The sequence below is a fragment of the Streptomyces sp. HB132 genome (assembly GCF_016909575.1).
Taxonomy (GTDB): domain Bacteria; phylum Actinomycetota; class Actinomycetes; order Streptomycetales; family Streptomycetaceae; genus Streptomyces.
In genome coordinates, this window is sequence record NZ_JAFBGA010000006.1 from 324,420 (window position 1) to 345,972 (window position 21,553).

Below are 21,553 nucleotides of genomic sequence, written 5' to 3' on the forward strand. Positions count from 1 at the left end.
CGGGCCGCCCACCCCTCCGGGCGCCGGACGGTTCAGCCGAAGCTGCCGAGTTCACCGTCGAGGATGCCGAAAAGCTCGTCGGCCGTGGCCGCTTCCAGTCCCTTCTCCTCGACTTCGTCGGCGCTTCCGGACGCCGGCTGCGCCGAGCCGTCCCAGCGGGCGGTGAGGGCCCTGAGCCGCGCGGCCACCCGGGCGCGGCGCTCGTCGTCGAGCCCGTCGGAGCCGAGCACGGCACCCAGCAGCGTCTCCAGGCGTACCACCTCGGCCTCGACGTCGACGAGTTCCTCGTCTGCCCCGCCCAGTTCCTCGAAGAGGTGCTGGGCGAGGGCTTCGGAGGTCGGGTAGTCGAAGGTGAGCGTGCTGGACAGCCGCAGCCCGGTCTCGGCGCCGAGACGGTTGCGCAGCTCCAGCGCGGCGAGCGAGTCCACGCCGAGGTCACCCAGGGGGCGTTCGGGGTCGACGGCGCCGCCGGAACCGTGTCCGAGGACGTCGGCCACATGGCCGCACACCGTGTCGACCAGCAGGCGCCTGCCGTCCGCGGCACCGAGCGCGGCCAGCCTCCGTACCAACGGCTCCGCCGCCTCCGGGGCGGCCTCCACCGCCCGGACGGCCCGGCGGGCCGGCGCCGACGCCGGTTCCAGGGCTCGGACCAGGGCCGGGGCGTCCTCGGTGACCTGGACGCGGATCGGCAGCAGCAGCGGACCGTCGGTGGTCAGGGCCCGGTCGAACAGGGACAGCGCCCGGTCGGCGGGCAGCGGCAGGATGCCGTCGCGGGCCAGCCTGCGCATCTCGGCCTCGCCGAGTCCGGCCGCCATGCCGTCACCCGTGTCCCACAGTCCCCAGCCCAGTGACAGGGCGGGCAGTCCCTCCGCCCGCCGCTGGGCGGCGAGGGCGTCGAGGAAGGCGTTGCCGGCCGCGTAGTTGGCCTGTCCCGCCGCTCCCAGGGTGCCGGCGGCGGACGAGAAGAGGACGAAGGCGGCCAGGTCCAGGCCGCGGGTGAGTTCGTGCAGGTGCCAGGCGGCGTCGGTCTTGGGCCGCATCACCGTCTCCGTGCGCGCGGCGGTGAGGTCGGTGAGCAGACCGTCGTCCAGGACGCCGGCGGCGTGCACGACGGCGGTGAGCGGATGGGCTTCGGGAACGGACGCCAGCAGTTCGGCCAGCGCGGCGCGGTCGGTGGTGTCGCAGGCGGCGACGGTGATCCGCGCGCCGGGGGCGACGGGCTCCTCCCACCCTTCCGCGTCCGGTGTCCGGCCGGCGCGGCCGACCAGCAGCAGGTGCCGGACGCCGTGGTGCTCGGCCAGGTGCCGGGCGATCAGGCGGCCGAGGCTGCCGGTTCCGCCGGTGATGAGAACGGTGCCCTCAGGGTTCAGCGGAGCAGCCGGCGCGGTCCGGGACTCGTCGGTCCGGGCCAGCTCCGGCGTGTACACCGTGCCCTCGCGCAGGGCGAGTTCGGGCGCCCCGGTCGCGATTGCGGCCGACAGGACCGCTGCCGACGCGTCGTCGCCGTCGGTGTCGGCCAGCACGAACCGGCCGGGGTGCTCGACTGCGGCGGACCTCACCATGCCCCAGATGACGGCCTGCGCCGGGTCCGGCACCCCGTCGGCGGCGACGGCGACCGCGGAACGGGTGACGACGACCAGGGGGGTGCCGTCCGCCGGTTCGGCCAGGTGTTCCTGGAGCGCGGCGAGGGTCCGCACAGCGGTCCCGCGGGCCCGGGCCGGCAGGTCGCCGTCCGCGGCGTCGTCCAGGGGCACGGTCAGGACTCGGGGCTCGGCCGCCGCCCCGACGGTGGTCACGTCCGCCGGTGTCCAACGCAGGGCGAACAGGTCGCCGGAGACGGGCGCGGCGGCGTTCAGCTGCTCGGCCGTCACCTGGCGGATGCGCAGTGACGCCGCTTCGGCGACCGGTGCGCCCGAGGCGTCGTACAGGCCCAGGGTCATGTGGTCGGTGCCGTGCGGGGTGAGCCGCAGCCGCAGGGCCGTGGCGCCGGTGGCGTGGAGGGTGACCCCCTCCCAGGCGAAGGGCAGGGTCATGACTGTCGGGTCCTGGCCGTCCAGCAGGTCGATGGCGTGCAGCGCCGAGTCGAGGAGCGCCGGGTGCAGTCCGAAGCCGTCGGCCGCGTCGGCGTCGGGGAGGGCGAGTTCGGCGCAGACCTCGTCGCCGAGCCGCCAGGCGGCGCGCAGGCAGCGGAACAACGGGCCGTAGCCGTACCCCTGCTCGGCGAGGTGGTCGTACAGGCCGCCAACCTCGACGGGGACGGCGCCCTCGGGAGGCCAGACGTCGACGGGGGCCGGTTCGTGCGCGGTCCGTGGGGCGAGGACGCCGGTGGCGTGCCGGGTCCAGTCGCCGCCGGTGCCCTCGGGCCGGGCGTGCACGGCCAGTTGCCTGCGCCCCTCGGCGTCGGGGGCCGCGGCGGTCACCTGGAGGTGCACGCCACCGTGCCGGGGAAGGACCAGCGGCCGTTCCAGGGTGATCTCCTCCACGTGCGGGCAGCCGGCGCGGTCGCCGGCCTGGAGGGCGAGTTCCACGAAGGCGCTGCCGGGCACCAGGACGACTCCCGCGACGGCGTGGTCGGCCAGCCAGGGGTGGGTCGCCAGGGAGAGGCGGCCGGTCAGCGCGACGGTGTCGGCGGCGGCCAGGGTGAGGGCGGCGCCGAGCATCGGGTGCCCGGCGGGCGCCTGGCCGAGCCCGCCGGCGTCGGTGGCCGCCCCGGGCCCGTCGTCCAGCCAGAGCCGCTGCCGCTGGAAGGCGTACGTCGGCAGGTCGACGCGCCGGACGTCGGTGCCCGCGTGCACCCGCTGCCAGTCGACGGTCAGCCCGCGGACGTGTGCGGTGGCGACGAGCGCGGCGAGCGTCACCTCCTCGACCCGCTCGCGGCGCAGGGCCGGTACGAACGCCGATCGCTCCGGGTCGGCGAGGGCGTGCGGGCCCATGGCCGACAGGACGGCGTCGGGGCCGAGTTCGAGGAAGGTACGGACGCCGTCGTCCTCCAGGGCGCGGACCGCGTCCCCGAAGCGGACGGCCTCACGCACGTGGCGCACCCAGTACTCGGGCGAGCACAGGTCCTCCTCGGTGGCGTGCGTACCGGTGACGACGGGGATCGCGGGCGCGGCGTAGCGCAGTTCGCGGGCGGCCTTCTCGAACTCGGCCAGCATCGGGTCCATCAGGGGCGAGTGGAACGCGTGGCTCACCCGCAGCCGCTTCGTACGACGGTCGGCGAAGACGGTGGCGACCGCGTCCACCGCCTCCCGCGTACCGGAGACCACGACCGCGCGCGGACCGTTGACGGCGGCCAGGGACACGTCGGGGCCGAGATGCGGCAGCACTTCGTCCTCGGTCGCGTCCACGGCGAGCATGGCGCCGCCTTCGGGCAGGGCCTGCATGAGGCGGCCACGGGCGGTGACCAGCCGGGCCGCGTCGGCGAGGTCCCATACGCCGGCGACGTGGGCGGCGGTCAGTTCGCCGATGGAGTGGCCGGCCAGGCGGTCCGGTCGGATGCCGTAGGACTCCAGCAGGCGGTACAGGGCCGTCTCCACCGCGAACAGGGCGCTCTGGGTGTAGAGCGTGTGGTCGAGCGACTCGGCTTCGGCGGTGCCGGGTTCGGCCCACATGACCTCGCGCAGCGGCCGGTCCAGGTGGGCGTCCAGGGCCTCGCAGACCTCGTCGAGGGCCCGCCGGAAGGCGGGGTGGGTGTCGTACAGGCCGTGGCCCATGCCGGGGCGCTGGGCGCCCTGCCCGGTGAACAGGAAGGCGGTGCGGCCGGCCAAGGGCCGTCCGCGCACGACGTGGTCGGTGGCGGCACCGTCGGCCAGCGCGGTCAGTCCGGCCAGCAGTTCGTCCCTGTCGCGGGCGACGACCGCGCCCCGGTGGGTGAGGTCGGCACGGCCGGTGGCCAGCGAGTGGACGAGGTCGGTGATCCGCTCGTCGGCGACCGCGCGCAGCCGGCCCGCTTGGGCGGCCAGCGCCTCGGGAGTGGCCCCGGAGACGACGACGGGCAGCACGGGGGCCTGGATCTCCGCCTCGGACCGGGTGGTGGTGTCGTCGTCGGGTGCCTCCTCCAGGATCACGTGCGCGTTGGTCCCGCTGATACCGAAGGACGACACCCCCGCACGACGGACCCGCTCACCCCGCACCCACTCCCGCTCCTCATCCAGCAACCGGACCCGCCCCGCACCCCACTCCACCTTCCGCGACGGCTCACCCGCATACAACGTCCGAGGCAACACCCCCTCCCCCAACGCCAGCACCATCTTCATCACACCCGCCACACCCGCAGCCGCCTGCGTATGACCGATGTTCGACTTCACCGACCCCAACCACAACGGACGATCCTCCGACCGCCCCTGCCCATACGCCGCCAACAACGCCTGCGCCTCGATCGGATCACCCAACTCAGTCCCCGTACCGTGCGCCTCCACCACATCCACATCAGCCGCCGACACACCAGCCGACACCAACGCCTGCCCCAACACACGCTGCTGCGAAGGACCATTCGGCGCCGTCAACCCGTTCGACGCACCATCCTGATTCACCGCACTCCCCCGCACCAACGCCAACACCCGATGCCCCGACCGCCGCGCATCCGACAACCGCTCCAACACCAGCACACCGGCGCCCTCGGACAGAGCCGTGCCGTCCGCCGCGTCGGCGAAGGACTTGACCCGGCCGTCCGCGGCGAGGTTGCGCTGCCTGCTGAAGTCGACGAACGTGTCGACGGTCGACATCACGGAGACGCCGCCGGCCATCGCCAGGGTGCACTCGCCCCGACGCAGCGCCTGCGCGGCCAGGTGGAGCGCCACCAGCGACGAGGAGCACGCGGTGTCGACGGTGAGGGCGGGGCCCTCCAGGCCGAGGGCGTAGGCGACCCGGCCCGAGACGACGCTGGCGAGGCTTCCGTTGCCGAGGTAGTCCCGGACGGCCTCGGGGACGTCGCGCAGCCGGCTGCCGTAGTCGTGGTACATGACACCGGCGAACACCCCGGTGCGGCTGCCGCGCACGCTGTGCGGGTCGATCCCGGAGCGTTCCAGGGCCTCCCAGGAGGTCTCCAGGAGCAGCCGCTGCTGCGGGTCCATGGCGAGGGCCTCGCGGGGGCCGATACCGAAGAAGTCGTGGTCGAACTCGGCCGCGTCGTAGAGGAATCCGCCCGAGCGGGTGCTGCAGTGGCCGGGTTTGCCGGGCTCCGGGTCGTACAGGGTGTCCAGGTCCCAGCCCCGGTCGTCCGGGAAGTCGCCGATGCCGTCCCCGCCGTCGGCCAGCAGCCGCCAGAACTCCTCGGGGGTGGTGACACCGCCGGGGTAGCGGCAGGCCATGCCGACGATGGCCACGGGCTCGTCCGCCTCGAGTGCCGTCCCGGGTGCCGCGGCCCGGGGGGCGTCACCGGCGTCGGCGCCGAGGAGTTCCGTGCGGAGGTACCGCACCAGGGCGTCGGCGTCGGGGTGGTCGAAGACGAGGGTGGCGGGCAGCCGCAGGCCGACTGCGCCGCCCAGACGGTTGCGCAGCTCGACGGCCGTCAACGAGTCGAACCCCGCCTCGCGGAAGGAGCGGCGCGGGTCGAGCACCATGTCGCTGCCGTGGCCGAGGACGGCGGCGACCTGGGTGCGGATCAGCTCCATCAGCTCCGCGTCCCGTTCGGCGGCGCCCAGGGCGGCCAGCCGGTCGGCGAGCGAGGTCCCGGCGGTCCGGGTGGCGGCGGTCCGGCGGGCCGGGGCGGGCACGAGGCCGCGCAGCAGGGCGGGTACACCGTCGGCACCGCGCAGGGCCCGCAGGTCCAGGCCGATGGGCAGCAGCAGCGGCTCGTCGGAGCCGAGCGCGGTGTCGAGCAGCCGCAGTCCCTCCTCGGTGGGCAGGGGCCGGACTCCGGCACGTGTCATGCGCTCGACGTCGGCGTCGGTGAGGTGGGCGGTCATGCCCGTGCGCTGCTCCCAGAAGCCCCAGGCGAGGGAGAGTCCCGGCAGTCCCAGTGAGCCACGGTGCGCGGCGAGGGCGTCGAGGAACGCGTTGGCGGCGGCGTATCCGGACTGTCCGGCTCCGTCGACGGTGCCGGCGGCGGAGGAGAACAGTACGAACGCCGCCAGGTCCGCGTCCCGGGTGAGCTCGTGCAGGTTCCAGGCGGCGTCCGCCTTGGGCCGCAGCACGGCGTCCAGGCGCTCGGGGGTCTGGTCGGTGACCAGCCCGTCGTCGAGGACACCCGCGAGGTGCACCACGGCGGTCAGGGGGTGCGCGGCGGGTACTTCGGCCAGCAGTGCGGCCAGTTCGTCGCGTTCGGCGGCGTCGCAGCGGGCGACGACGACCCGGACGCCCGACTCGGCGAGGTCGGCGAAGTCGTCCGCGGAGGTGCCGCTGCGCCCGGCCAGGACCAGGTGGCGCACGCCGTGTGCGGTGGCCAGGTGCCGGGCGACCACGGCGCCGAGCACGCCGGTGCCTCCGGTGATGAGTACGGTGCCGTCGGGGTCGAGCGTGGCGGCGCTCCCGCGTACGACGGCACGGGCCAGCCGGGGCACCCGGACGGTGTCCTCACGAAGGGCCAGTTGCGGTTCGCCGCTCGCGGCGGCGGCACGTACGGCTGCGGTGATCCGGTCGTCGCCGTCCGCCGTTTCGGGGGCGGTGTCCACGAGGACGATGCGGTCGGGGTGTTCGCCCTGGGCGGCGCGGACGAGACCCCACACCGCGGCGCCCGCCAGATCGACGGGGCTCTCCTCGCCGGTGCTGACCGCGCCCGAGGTGAGGACCAGCAGACGGGCGGCGACCGTGCGGTCGTCCGCCAGCCAGTCGTGCAGGACGGTCAGGACCCGTCCGGTCGCCTCGCGGACCGAGGCCGCGGGGTCGTCGCCACCGGCCACCGGCAGGACCACCCAGTCGGGCAGCGGTGCGAGCGCTGCCGTGCCGCCCTCCTCCAGAACGGCGTGGGCGGGGGCCGCGGCAGCCGGTACGGGCACCACGGGCCATTCCAGCCGGTACAGGTCGTCGGCCCGGACCGGGGAGGCCAGCGCCCCGCCGTCGACCGGGCGGGAAACCAGTGCCTCGACGGCGGCGACCGGGGCCCCGGTCGGGTCGGCCAGCTCCAGGGAGAGCGTGTCGCCGCCGCGGAGGCGGACCCGCAGGGCGGTGGCCCCGGCCGCGTACAGCGACACACCGGTCCAGGCGAAGGGCAGCCGGGCCGTCTCCTGCCCGTGCGCTCCGAGCCCGTCGGCGTGCAGGGCGGCGTCGAACAGGGCCGGGTGCAGGCCGAAGCCGCCCGCGTCGGCGGGCAGTTCCACGTCGGCGTACGTCTCGTCGCCGCGCCGCCAGGCCGCGCGCAGGCCCTGGAAGGCAGGCCCGTAGTCGTAGCCGAGGGCCGCCAGCTCTGCGTACGCGTCGTCCACCGGTACCGGTTCGGCGCCGGGCGGCGGCCAGGCCGCGAGGTCGAAGGCGGGCGGCGCGGACTGCGGTGCGAGGAGGCCCGAGGCGTTCAGGGTCCAGGCGGACTCGTCCGCGCTCTCGGGGCGGGAGTGGACGGTCACCGCGCGGTGCCCCTGGCCGTCGGCGGCGGCCACGTGCAGCTGGAGCTGGACGGCGCCCCGCTCGGGCAGCAGCAGGGGTGCCTGCAGGGTGAGTTCGGTGACGTGTCCGCAGCCGAGTTCGTGGCCGGCGCTCAGCGCCAGTTCCACCAGCGCGGTGCCGGGCAGCAGGGTGGTGCCGGAGACCGCGTGGTCGGCCAGCCAGGGCGTGGTGGACAGCGAGAGCCGGCCGGTGAACAGGGTGCCTTCGCCGGCGACCGGGACGGCCGCGCCCAGCAGCGGGTGGCCGGCGCTCCGCAGGCCGGCGGCGGTGACGTCGCCGGCGGCCGCGGACCGGCCGAGCCAGTAGCGCTCGCGCTGGAAGGCGTAGGTGGGCAGGTCGACGGTCCGCACCGGCATCCCGGCGAACACCGGCGACCAGTCGACCGGGACGCCGGCCACGAACGCCTCGCCCAGCGAGGTGAGCAGACGCTCGGCGCCTCCGTCGTCGCGGCGCAGCGAGCCGAGGCCGGTGACGGTCGCGTCGGCGGCGTCCGCGGTCTCCTCGATGCTGTTGAGCAGGACCGGGTGCGGGCTGCACTCGACGAACACCCCGTAGCCGGCGGCCAGCAGGGTCCGGGTGGTCGGCTCGAACAGGACGCCCTGGCGCAGGTTGGTGTACCAGTACCCGGCGTCCAGTGTGGTGGTGTCCAGCACGCCGTTGGTGACGGTGGAGTAGAAGGGCACGTCGGCGGGGCGCGGCCGCACGTCCGCGAGGTCGGTGAGGAGCCGTTCGCGGATCGACTCGACGTGGGCGCAGTGCGACGCGTAGTCCACCGGCAGCCGCTTGGCGCGTCCGCCGTCGGCGACGATCGTCTCGCGCAGGGCGTCGAGGGCGTCGGCGTCCCCGGAGAGCACCACGGAGGAGGCGCCGTTGACCGCGGCCACGGAGACCCGCCCGTCGTGGGCGGCGACGAGTTCACGTGCCCGGGACTCGGGCAGGGCCACCGACATCATGCCGCCCAGGCCGGAGAGTGCCTCGGCGATCGCCCGGCTGCGCAGGGCCACGACGCGGGCCCCGTCGGAGAGACTCAGCGCGCCGGCCACGCAGGCGGCGGCTATCTCTCCCTGGGAGTGGCCGATGACGGCGGCGGGGCGCACGCCGTGCGCGCGCCACACCTCGGCCAGCGACACCATGATCGCCCACAGGGCGGGCTGCACGACGTCCACCCTTTCCAGCGGGCGGCGTTCGCGCACGGTCGCGAGGAGATCCCAGTCGGTGAAGGGTGCGAGGGCCTCGGCGCAGTCGGCCATGGAGGCGGCGAACACCTCGGAGGCGTCCAGCAGGTCGGCGGCCATGCCCGCCCACTGGGACCCCTGTCCGGGGAAGACGAACGCGATGCGGGACTCCCCCGCCGGTGCGCCGCGCACCACGCCGGATGCCGGGTCGCTCTCGGCCAGGGCGGTGAGGCCCGCGGTCACGGCGGCCGGGTCGGCGCCGACGACGACGGCCCGCCGGTCCAGTGCGGCGCGGGTGGTGGCCAGGGTGTGGGCGACGTCGGGCACGGGATCGGTGCCGGTCTCCAGGTGGTCCAGGAGACGGCGGGCCTGAGCGGCGAGTCCCGGCTCGTCACGGGCGGACAGCACCAGGGGCAACGGGCGGTCCCAGACCGGCTCCTCGTCGCGCGGCTCCGGGTCGGGGGCCGCCTCGACGATGACGTGGGCGTTGGTGCCGCTGATCCCGAAGGAGGACACGGCGGCGCGGCGGAGCTCCCCGGGGGCGGGCCACTCGCGCGGCTCGGCGAGCAGTTCGACGGCGCCGGCCTCCCAGTCGACCTGGCTGGTGGGCCGTTCGGCGTGCAGGGTCCGGGGCAGCCGGCCGTGACGCATGGCCATCACCATCTTGATGACACCGGCGACTCCGGCGGCGGCCTGGGTGTGCCCGATGTTGGACTTCACCGAGCCCAGCCACAGCGGCTCCTCGCGGTCCTGGCCGTAGGTGGCCAGGAGCGCCTGGGCCTCGATCGGGTCGCCGAGCGGGGTGCCGGTGCCGTGGGCCTCGACGGCGTGCACCTGGCGGGGTTCCAGTCGGGCGTCGGCGAGGGCGGCGCGGATGACGCGTTGCTGGGAGGGGCCGTTGGGAGCGGTCAGGCCGTTGGAGGCACCGTCCTGGTTGACGGCGGTGCCCCGCACGACGGCGAGCACCTTGTGGCCGTTGCGGCGGGCGTCGCTGAGCCGCTCCAGGAGCAGCATCCCGACGCCCTCGCCCCAGCCGGTGCCGTCCGCGCCCTCCGCGAACGACTTGCAGCGTCCGTCGAGGGCGAGGCCGCGCTGGCGGGAGAAGTCGATGAAGGTGTCGGGGGTGGACATGACGGTCACCCCGCCGGCCAGGGCGAGGCCGCACTCGCCGGTGCGCAGGGCCTGTACGGCCAGGTGGAGGGCGACCAGCGAGGACGAGCAGGCGGTGTCGATGGTGACGGCCGGCCCCTCCAGACCGAGGGTGTAGGACACGCGGCCGGAGGCGACACTGCCGAGGTTGCCGTTGCCGAGGTAACCCTCGACGCCCTCGGGGACGTCCGTGAGCCAGCTGCCGTAGTCGTGGTACATGACACCGGCGTAGATGCCGGTGCGGCTGCCGCGCAGGGTGTGCGGGTCGATGCCGCCGCGTTCGAAGGCCTCCCAGGCCGTCTCCAGCAGCAGCCGCTGCTGCGGGTCCATCGCGACGGCCTCGCGCGGGCTGATGCCGAAGAACCCCGGGTCGAACCGCGGCGCGTCGTGGAGGAATCCGCCCTCGCGCACATGGGTGCGGCCCGGCGCGTCGGGGTCGGGGTCGTAGATGGCGTCGACGTCCCAGTCCCGGTCCGCGGGGAAGTCGCCCACGGCGTCCACCCCGGCGTCGACCAGCTGCCACAGCTGTTCGGGCGTGCTGACGCCGCCGGGGTAGCGGCAGCTCATGGCGACGACGGCGACGGGCTCGTGCGCGGCTTCGGAGATCCGGTCGTTGGCCTGGCGCAGCCGCTCGTTCTCGAGCATGGCCTCGCGCAGCGCCTCGACGATCTGCTCGACAGATGTGTCCACGGTCGGTGTCGCTCCCTGCTGACTCGGCGGCGCTGATGATGCGGTGAAGGTGGAGGTGCGGTGGCGCGCCGGAGGCGGTTCGCCGGTGCCGGACGCGGCGCGTCGTCCGGCACCGGGGAGGGTCACTGGGGGGTGCTGCGGTTCAGGGCGGCCCGCACCAGGTCGGCCACGCCCATCGACTTGATGTCCATGGGCTGCTCGGCGGCGGCCACCGCCGGTGCGGGCGCGGAGAGCTTCAGCAGCCCGTCGAGCAGTCCCGACTCGCGGAGCCTCGCGACCGGGATGCGGGCGATGAGGTCACGCACCTCGTCGTCGGCCCGCGAATCGGCGGGCTCCGGGCCCGCGTCCGGGGCGTACCGGCCGAGCAGGTGGTCCGCGAGGGCCGTCGGGGTGGCGTAGTCGAAGATGAGGGTGGAGGGCAGGCGCAGCCCGCTGACCGCGTTGAGCCGGTTGCGCAGTTCGACGGCGGCGAGCGAGTCGAAGCCCAGCTCGGTGAAGGCGCGCCGGGGGTCGACGGCCGCGGGCCCGTCGTGGCCGAGGACGGCCGCGACCTCGCTGCGGACCGCTTCGAGCACCGTGTGCGCGTGGTCGGCCTCCGGCAGCCCGGCCAGGCGCTCGCCGAGTGTGCGGGTCCGTTCGTCCTGCGCCGCACGGGCGGTGACACCGGCCAGGGTACGCAGCACGGGGGGTACGTCGTCCCCGCGGCGGCGCAGCGCGGCGGTGTCCAGCCGGACCGGCACCAGGGCGGGGAGCCCGGACTCCAGGGCCGCGTCGAACAGCTCCAGCCCTTCTGCCGGGTCGAGCGCGCCGATGCCGGACCGTTCGATGCGCTGTACGTCGTCCCGTTCGAGGCCGGCTCCCATGCCGCTGCCGGCCCAGAGGCCCCAGGCGAGCGAGGTGGCGGGAAGGTTCCGGGCGGCGCGGTGGGCGGCCAGGGCGTCGAGGAAGACGTTGGCGGCGGCGTAGTTGCCCTGGCCCGCGGCGTCGATGGTGCCGGCGGCCGAGGAGAACAGCACGAAGTGGGACAGGTCCCGGTCGAGGGTGAGTTCGTGCAGGTGCCAGGCGGCATCCGCCTTCGGCCGGAGCACGGTGTCCAGGCGCTCGGGAGTGAGCGCGGGCACCAGTCCGTCGTCGAGTACGCCGGCGGTGTGCACGACGCTGTCGACGGGGTGGGCGGCCAGCAGTGCGGCGAGTGCCGCACGGTCGGCGACGTCGCAGGCGACGACGTCGGTGCGGGCACCCAGGGCGGCGAGTTCCTGGCTCAGTTCGGCGGCGCCGGGGGCGTCGGGCCCCCGTCGGCCGGCGAGGACCAGGCGGGTGACGCCGTGCCGGGTGACGAGGTGGCGGGCCACCAGTGCGCCCAGCCCTCCGGTGCCGCCGGTGACGAGGACGGTGCCCCAGGGGCGGCTTGTGCGCGGGGCGTCCGGTTCCGCGGCGCGCGTCAGACGCGGCGCGTGGGCCCGGCCGTCCCGCCACAGCACCTCCGGCTCACCGGAGTCGAGGACGGCGGCGAGCGCGGCGCGGTCGGGTACGGAGCTGTCGGGCCCGGTCCGGCCGACGAGGACGATCCGGTCCGGGTCCTCGGCCTGGGCGGCGCGTACGAGTCCGTGGACGGCGGCGTCGGCGAGGGTGCCCATGGTGAGGACCAGCAGCTTCGAGCCGGCCCATCGCTCGTCGGCCAGCCACTCCTGGACGGTCGCGAGCGTCGCGTCCAGTGTGGTGCGCACCGCCGTGGGCACCTGCTCCGCGTCGTGGTGGGGGGCGCGTACCGGGAGGACGACGACATCGGGTACGGGGCCGCCGATCGCGGCCAGTTCGGGGTGGGCGGGGGCGCCGAGACCGGCGTCGTCGGGGCCGAGGACGGCCCAGGTACGGCGTTCGGGGCGCCCGGCGGAGTCCGGCAGCGGTTCGCCCTCGGTGACGTAGAGGGAACGCGCGCGTCCGGTGAGCCGGTCGGCGGTGACGGGGCGGGTGACGTAGGACTCGACGGTGGCCAGCGGCCTGCCCTCGGGGTCCGCCAGTTCGAGCCGGGTGCCTCCCTCGCCCGGGGTGACCCGGACGCGTGCGGCGATTGCCCCCCGGCCGTGCGCGGTGACGCCCGTCCAGGCGAAGGGGAGGGCGATGGTGCCGGCGGGTGTGTCGTCGCCGGGACCGTCCTCGGTGAGGGACGTGGTGTGCAGGGCGGAGTCCAGCAGCGCGGGGTGCAGGGTGTGCCGGGCGGCGTCCTGCCGTGCGTCGGCGGGCAGTTCCAGCTCGGCCAGCACGGTGTCGCCGAGCCGCCACGCGGCCCGTACGCCGCGGAAGACGGGCCCGTAGTCGTAGCCCTCGCCGTGCAGACGGGGGTAGAGGCCGGTGGTGTCGAGCGGGACGGCGCCCGGTGGCGGCCAGGCACCGTCCGGTGCCGTTTCCGTGCCGGTGAGGGCGCCGGTGGCGGTGAGGGTGCCGGTCGCGTGCCGCGTCCATCCCTCGTCCTCGGGTGCGTTCCCGGGCCGGGAGTGGATTTCCACGGAGCCGTCGGGCCGCGCGGCGACCTGGAGGTGTACGGCGCCGTCCCCGGGCAGTGACAGCGGGGCCTGGAGGGTGAGTTCCTCCAGGACGGGCCGGCCGGTCAGCCGGCCGGCGTGCAGGGCGAGATCGACCAGGGCGGCGCCCGGTACCAGCACCGAGCCGAGCACGGCGTGCTGGGTGAGCACCGGGTGGGTGGCGGTGGAGATCCGTCCGGTGAGCAGCAGTCCGCCGTCACCGGGCAGGTCGAGCCGGGCGCTGACGAACGGGTGGTCGGCGGCGGCGAGTCCGTGTCCGGCGGCGTCGCCCCTGGCCGTGGTCGTCGGCAGCCAGTAGTGGCGGTGTTCGAAGGCGTAGGTGGGCAGTTCGGTGCGGCGGCCCGCGTAACCGTCGTACAGGACGCGCCAGTCGACGTCCGTGCCCCGGGTGTGCACGGCCGCCAGCGCTGCGAGCAGGCCGGGCACCTGGGCGGTGTCCTTGCGGGCTGTGGGGACGAACTCGGTCCCCTCGGCGTCGGGGAGGCAGTCCGGGCCCAGGGCCGTCAGGACGGGCGCGGCGCCCAGTTCGAGGAAGGTGTCGACACCCTGCGCGGCCAGCGTCTTGATCGCGTCGGCGAAGCGCACGGTCTGCCGTACGTGCCGCACCCAGTAGTCGGCGGAGCCGAGTTCGGCGGCCGTCGCCTGGACACCGGTGAGGGTGGACACGATCGGCAGGTCCGGTTCCGCGGCCGGGATGGCCGCCATGACCTGGCGGAAGTCCTCCAGCATGGGCTCCATGCGCGGGGAGTGGAACGCGTGCGAGACACGCAGCCGCCGGGTGGTCGCGAAGTGCGCGGCGACGGCGGTGACGGCGTCCTCCTCCCCGGAGACCACCACGGCGCGCGGGCCGTTGACGGCGGCGATGCCGCACCGTTCGTCCAGCAGCGGCGCCACCTCGGCCTCCGATGCCTGTACGGAGATCATCGCGCCGCCCCCGGGCAGTGCCTGCATCAGCCGGCCGCGTGCCGCGACGGCGGTCACGGCGTCCTGCAGTGACCAGACCCCCGCGACGTGCGCGGCGGCGAACTCGCCGACGGAGTGTCCGGCCAGCCACGCGGGCCGCACCCCGAACGACTCCAGCAGGCGGTGGAGGGCGACCTGGGTGGTGAACAGGGCGGCCTGGGTGTACGCGGTCTGCTCCAGGACGTCGGGACGGTCGCCGAGGACCACCTCGGCGAGCGGCTGTTCGAGGTGCTTGGCGAAGAGTTCGGCGACGCGGTCGAAGTGTTCGGCGTAGACCGGGTAGGTGTCGTACCAGTCGCGGCCCATGCCGGGCCGCTGGGCGCCCTGCCCGGAGAAGAGGTGGGCGAGGGTGCCGTCGGTGGCGGCGCCGGTGACGAGCAGGCCGGGCGCCTCGTGTCCCCGGGCCAGGGCGTCCAGTGCTTCGGCGGTCCGCGTCCCGTCGGCGGCCAGGACCACGGCGCGGTGCGGGTGGGTGGTGCGGGTGGTGGCGAGGGCCAGGCCGAGGTCCGCGGGTGCGGTGCCGGTCAGGTCCCGCAGCCGGGCGGCCTGGCCGCGCAGTGCCTCGGGTGAGCGCGCGGAGACCGGGAGGGCGAGCACGGGCGGCGCGGTGGCCGGGTCGGGCTCCGCGGTCTCCGGCTCCTCGGTGGTGAACTCCTCCAGGATGACGTGGGCGTTGGTGCCGCTGATCCCGAAGGAGGAGACACCGGCGCGGCGCGGCCGGTCCGGGGCCTGCCAGGGCCGCTCGTCGGTGAGGAGCCGCACCGCGCCCGCCGTCCAGTCCACCTGGGGCGAGGGTGCGTCGACGTGGAGGGTGCGCGGCAGGGTGCCGTGCCGCATCGCCATGACCATCTTGATGATGCCGGCGACGCCGGCGGCGGCTTGGGTGTGCCCCATGTTGGACTTGACCGAGCCCAGCCACAGCGGCTCGTCGTCCGGCCGGTCCTGTCCGTAGGTGGCCAGCAGGGCCTGCGCCTCGATCGGGTCGCCGAGCGTGGTTCCGGTGCCGTGCGCCTCGACGGCGTCGACGTCGGCGGTGGTGAGCCCGGCCGCGCTCAGCGCGGCGCGGATCACCCGCTGCTGGGAGGGGCCGTTCGGGGCGGTCAGGCCGTTGGAGGCGCCGTCGGAGTTCACGGCGGATCCGCGCACCGTGGCCAGCACCCGGTGGCCGTTGCGCCGGGCGTCGGAGAGGCGTTCGACGACGAGCATGCCGACGCCCTCGCCCCAGCCGGTGCCGTCGGCCGCCGCGGCGAACGACTTGCAGCGGCCGTCGGCGGCCAGGCCGCGCTGCCGGGCGAAGTCGACGAAGGTGTCCGGGGTCGACATGACGGTGACGCCGCCGACCAGGGCGAGATCGCACTCGCCCTGCCGCAGGGCCTGCGCGGCCAGGTGCAGGGTGACCAGGGAGGAGGAGCAGGCGGTGTCGACGGTGACGGCCGGGCCCTCCAGACCCAGGGCGTAGGCGACCCGGCCGGAGACGACACTGCCCAGGCTGCCGTTGCCGAGGTAGGCGGCGAGGTCGTCGGGTACGTCCGTCAGCCAGGTGCCGTAGTCGTGGTACATGACACCCGCGAACACACCGGTGCGGGAACCGCGCAGGGCCGCCGGGTCGATCGCGGAGCGCTCCAGGGCCTCCCAGGAGACCTCGAGGAGCAGGCGCTGCTGCGGGTCCATGGCGGTGGCCTCGCGCGGGCCGATGCCGAAGAAGCCGGGGTCGAAGTCGGCCGCGTCGTAGAGGAAGGCGCCCTCCCGGGTGTACGTGCGGCCGGGGGTGCCGGGCTCGGGGTCGTACAGGGTGTCCGTGTCCCAGCCCCGGTCGGCGGGGAACTCGCCGACCGTGTCGACGCCGTCGGCGACGAGGCGCCACAGATCCTCCGGGGAACGGACGCCGCCGGGGTAGCGGCAGCCCATGCCGACGATGACGACGGGGTCGTCGCCGTCGGCGGGGCGCGGTCCGGGGGCGGGCCCGCCGGCCGGCCGCGAGGAGCCGAAGAGGGCGTCCCGGACGTGGTCGGCGAGGGCGCGCGAGGTGGGGTGGTCGAAGACGAGGGTGGCGGGCAGCTGCAGTCCGGTGACGGTGTTGAGCCGGTTGCGCAGTTCGACGGCGGCCAGGGAGTCGAATCCCAGCTCGGTGAAGGCCCGCCCGGGGTCGATGGCGGACGGGGAGTCGTGCCGCAGGACCGCGGCGACCTCGGTGCGGACCAGGTCCAGCAGGGCGCGTTCCCGGTCGGCTGCGGGCAGGTCGGCCATCCCCCCCTCCTGGTGGGGCGCCGTCCGGGCGGCGGCGCGGCGGGTGACGGGGCGGACGAGGCCGCTCAGCAGCGGTGGCGGTCCGTCGGGCCGGCGGCGTACGGCGGCGGCGTCGATCTCCACGGGGACGAGGTGAGGGCTGCCGGAGCGGATGGCGGCGTCGAAGAGCCGCAGGGAGTGTTCGGCGGACAGCCCGGGGACTCCGTACGCGGCCACGCGCTCCAGGGCGGCGGTGTCCAGTGCGGCGCCCATGCCCGTGCCGGTGGCCCACAGGCTCCAGGCGAGTGCCGTGGCGGGCAGTCCGTGCGCCGCGCGGTGGGTGGCGAGGGCGTCCAGGTAGGCGTTGGCGGCGGCGTAGTTGCCCTGGCCCGGTCCGTCGAGGACGGCGGCGAGCGAGGAGAACAGCACGAAGTGGGACAGGTCCCGGTCGAGGGTGAGTTCGTGCAGGTGCCAGGCGCCGGCGGCCTTGGCGTGGAACACCTCGTCGATCATGTCCTCGGTGAGGCTCTCGACGATGCCGTCGCGCACGGTCCCCGCGGCGTGGACGACGGAGTCGACCGGGTGTCGGGCCAGCAGGTCGCGCAGCGCCTCCCGGTCGCCGACGTCGCAGGCGGCGACGGTCACCTCGGCGCCGAGCGCGGTCAGTTCGGCGTGCAGGGCGGGGGCGTGCCCCCGGCGGCCGGCGAGGACCAGACGGGTGACGCCGTGGACGCGCACCAGGTGGTGGGCGAGCAGAGCGCCGAGACCACCGGTGCCGCCGGTGATCAGGACGGTGCCCCAGTCGGCGGCCGGCCGGGTTGCGGCGGACGGCTCGACGGCGAGCCTGGGCACGGCGAATCGGCCTTCCAGGAGCGAGAGTTCGGGCTCCCCCGCAGCGAGGACCTGGTGCAGTTCCGCTTCGGAGGGCAGGCCCTCGTGCTCGACGAGGACGTAGCGGCCGGGGTTCTCGGCCTGTGCCGAGCGGACCAGTCCGCGTACCGCGGCGTGGGCGGGGCTGTCGGGCGCGGTGACGACGACGAGGCGGGTTGCGGAGGCCCGTTCGTCCGACTGCCAGGTCTGCAGCAGGCGCAGGGCCCCCAGGACATGGGCACGCGCCTCGGCGGCGTCGGCGCCCGCCGGACCGGCCGGGCGGTACACCACGGCGTCCACCGCGGGGGCGTCGAGCAGCGTGGCCGCGGCCTGGGCGAGCGTCTCCTCGGCGAGACCGTCGGACGGGTCGGGGGCAGCGTCGAGGACGGCGGTGCGCAGGGGGCCGGTGGTCGCCGGCCGGGGGTGCGACGACCACCGCACGGCGTGCAGGACGTCGTCGTCGGGTACCGGCAGGGAGGTCATGGCGTCGATGTCGGCCACGGGAGCGCCGGTGGTGTCGGAGAGGTGCAGCCCGATGGTGTCGCCGTCACCGCGGGTGATCCGTACGCGCAGGGCCGGGGCGCCGGTGGCGTGCAGCCGGACGCCGGTCCAGGCGAACGGCAGGAGCACCTCGCCGCGCGGCGGGGCGTCGAGGTCGGCGGCGTGCAGTGCGGCGTCCAGCAGCGCGGGGTGGAGGCCGAAGCGCGCGGCGTCGGCGGCGGCGTCCCCGGGCAGGAAGACCTCGGCGAGGACGTCCGTGCCGTGCCGCCAGGCGGCGCGCAGGCCCTGGAAGACGGGGCCGTAGGCGTAGCCCTGGTCGGCGAGGTCGGCGTAGACCTCCGTGGTGTCCAGGGGTTCGGCGTCCGGCGGCGGCCAGGCACCCGGCTCGGTTCCGGCGGCCGGCGCGGCGGAGTCGGCGTCGGTGAGCAGGCCGGCCGCGTGCCGGGTCCAGGGGGCGTCCTCGTCGGCGCGCGAGTGGACGGTGACGGTGCGGCGTCCGGAGTCGTCGGGTTCCCCGACGGCCACCTGGACGGCGACGTGCTCGTCCGCGGCGAGCACCAGCGGGGCACCGAGGGTGAGTTCCTCCAGTCGGGTGGCGCCGACGTGGTCGCCGGCCCGCAGGGCGAGTTCGACGAAGGCGGTGCCCGGCATCAGCACGCGCCCGGCGATCACGTGGTCCGCGAGCCAGGGGTGGGTGCGGGTGGAGAGGCGTCCGGTCAGGACGACGCCCTCCGCGCCGACCGCGACCACGGCCGCCAGCAGCGGGTGTCCGGCGGCGGTCTGCCCCAGGCCGGCCGCATCCGCGGGGGTCCCCGGCTCCAGCCAGAAGCGGCGCCGCTGGAAGGGGTAGCCGGGCAGCTCGACGCGGCGGGCGTCCCGGCCGGCGTGATGCCGCGCCCAGTCGACGGGGACGCCGCGGGCGTGGGCCGCGGCGAACGCGGTGACGGCCTCCCGGGCCTCGGGATGCTCGCGCCGCAGCACCGGCAGGAAGGCCGCGCCGGGCGCGTCCGTGCAGTCGGGCCCCATGGCGGTCAGCACCGCGTCGGGTCCGATCTCCAGGAACGTCCGGACGCCTGCGTCGGCGAGCCACCGCACGGCGTCGTGGAAGCGGACCCGGGCGCGGACGTGTTCCACCCAGTACTCGGGGTCGCACAGTTCGCGGCCGACGGGGGCGCCGGTCACGGTGGACACGACCGGCACGGTGGGTTCGGCGTAGTCCAGCACCTGTGCGACCCGGCGGAACTCGTCCAGCATCGGTTCCATCAGCGGCGAGTGGAAGGCGTGGCTGACGCGCAGGCGCTTGGTGTCGTGCCCGAGGGCCGCGAGTTCACCGGCGATGCGCTCCACGTCGTCGAGGTCCCCGGAGATCACGACGGAGGCGGGGCCGTTCACGGCCGCGATGCCGGTGCGCTCGGTGAGCAGCGGCGCGACGGCACTCTCGCCGGCGCGGACCGCGACCATGGCACCGCCCTCGGGCAGTTGCTGCATGAGCCGGCCGCGCGCGGCGACCAGGATGATGGCGTCCTGGAGGGTGAGGACCCCGGCCACGTGCGCGGCGGCGATCTCGCCGACGGAGTGCCCGGCGAGGTGGTCCGGTCGCATCCCCCAGCTCTCCAGCAGGCGGTGGAGGGCGACTTCGACGGCGAACAGGGCGGGCTGCGCGTACTCGGTGCGGTGCAGCAGCTCCGCCTCCGGTGTGTCCGGCCGGGCGAACAGCACGCTCTTGAGGGGCCTGGGGAGCTGGAGGTCGAAGTAGGCGCAGACGTCGTCGAGTGCGTCGGCGAACGCGGGGTGGGCGGCGGCGAGTTCACGGCCCATGCCAGTGCGCTGGCTGCCCTGTCCGGTGAACAGGAAGCCGAGTTCGCCGTCCGCCCGTGCGACGGCGGGGGTGCTGCCCGTGGCCAGACCGGTGAGCGCCGCCCGCAGCTCTGCGCGGTCGGCGGCGACGAGGACGGCCCGGTCGGGCAGGGCGGCACGGGCGGTGGCCAGGGCGTGGGCGAGGTCGGCCGGTTCCGTGGTGTCGGCCAGTGGCAGCAGGTCGGCGGCGCGGGCCCGCAGGGCGGCCTCGCCGCGTGCGGACAGCGGGAAGACCAGCGGGATCTGGGCCCCCTCGGGGGCGTCACCGGCATCGCTCCCGAGGGCGAGGTCCGGGGCCGGGGCACCGGCAGGGTCCTCGGTGCGGTCCTCGGGGTCCGGCTGCTCCAGGATGACGTGTGCGTTGGTGCCGCTGACGCCGAAGGAGGAGACCCCCGCCCGGCGGGGACGGCCGGTCGTCGGCCAGGGCCTCTGCTCGGTGACCAGCTCCACGCTGCCGGACGCCCAGGCGGCGTGCGGGGTGGGGGCGTCGACGTGCAGGGTGGCGGGGACCTGACCGTGCCGCATGGCGAGGACGGTCTTGATCACGCCGGCCACGCCGGCGGCGGCCTGGGTGTGCCCAAGGTTGGACTTGACCGAACCGAGCAGCAGGGGGGCTCCGTCCGGGCGCCCCTGCCCGTAGGTGGCCAGGAGCGCGGTCGCCTCGATGGGGTCACCGAGGCGGGTGCCCGTACCGTGCGCCTCCACCACGTCGACGTCTGCGGGTCCGAGTCCGGCGACGGCCAGCGCCCGGCGGATCAGCCGTTGCTGCGCGGTGCCGTTGGGGGCGGTGAGCCCGTTGGAGGCGCCGTCCTGGTTGACGGCGGAGGACCGTACGACGGCGAGCACCTGGTGGCCGTTGCGGCGGGCGTCGGAGAGCCGTTCCAGGACGAGGACACCGACTCCCTCGGCGAAGCCCGTGCCGTCCGCGGCGGCGGCGAAGGCCTTGCAGCGGCCGTCCGCGGACAGGCCGCGCTGCCTGCTGAACGCCGTGAAGACACCCGGCCCGCCCATCACCGCGACCCCGCCGGCCAGCGCCAGCGACGACTCGCCCTGCAGCAGCGAGCGGCAGGCCAGGTGGACGGCGACCAGGGAGGCGGAGCAGGCGGTGTCGACGGTGACGGCCGGCCCTTCGGTGCCCAGTACGTAGGCGACGCGGCCGGAGATGACGCTGGAGGCGTTACCGGCCAGCAGATGGGCGTCGAGTCCGTCCGGCGCGTCGTGCAGGCGCGGACCGTACTCCTGCACCTCGGCCCCGAAGAACATGCCGGCCGCGGTGCGGCGCAGGGTGGTGGGGTCGATGCCGGCGTCCTCCAGGGCCAGCCAGGAGGTCTCCAGGACCAGGCGCTGCTGCGGGTCCATGGCCATCGACTCGCGTGGGCTGATGCCGAAGAACTCGGCGTCGAACTCGGTGGCCGTGTCGAGGAACCCGCCGGTGCGGGCGTAGGAGCTGCCCGGGACGCCCGGGTCCTCGTCGAAGAGCTGTTTCAGGTCCCAGCCCCGGTCCCGGGGGAAGTCCGAGAGGACCTCGCCGCCGTCGGTCAGCAGGCGCCAGAGGTCGGCCGGAGTCTCGATGGCCCCGGGGAAGCGGCAGCCGATACCGACGATCGCCACGGGTTCGTCGGCGCTGCCGTCACCGGCCGGCTCCGCCGGGGCCTCGTCGGCGGGCCGGTCCCCGGCCAGCAGCCGGTCGGCAAGATCGCGCACGGTGGGGAAGTCGTAGGCGAGGCCGACCGGCAGGTCGAGGCCGGTCCGCTCGGTCAGCCTCCGGTGCAGGTCCACCGCCGCGAGCGAGTCGAGCCCCTGTTCCGCCAGCGGTGAGGACGGGTCGAGCGCCTGCGAGGTGCCCGGCCGGGCCGCCTCGACCGCCTCGGTCACGGCCGCGCGCACCAGATCCGTCACCAGTCTGCGGTGCTGCGTCGGTGCGGCCTCGGCGAGCAGTCGCGCCAGGGCTGTTTCGGATCCGGACCCGTTCATGCACGCATCTCCACTTTCGACCGACACCGTTTCCCACCTCTTTTCTCACGGTAATGACGACCCCGG

The 21,553-nt window shown here is 75.4% G+C and carries 2 protein-coding genes; both read right to left on the reverse strand.

The features are described from left to right. Positions 1–32: 32 nt before the first annotated feature. Positions 33–10,553, reverse strand: coding sequence for a type I polyketide synthase (locus JOC24_RS16710; protein ID WP_205021092.1), 10,521 nt, complete (start codon positions 10,551–10,553; stop codon positions 33–35). 122 nt (positions 10,554–10,675) lie between these two features. Then, positions 10,676–21,487, reverse strand: coding sequence for a type I polyketide synthase (locus tag JOC24_RS16715; protein ID WP_205021093.1), 10,812 nt, complete (start codon positions 21,485–21,487; stop codon positions 10,676–10,678). Between the last annotated feature and the right edge of the window lie 66 nt (positions 21,488–21,553).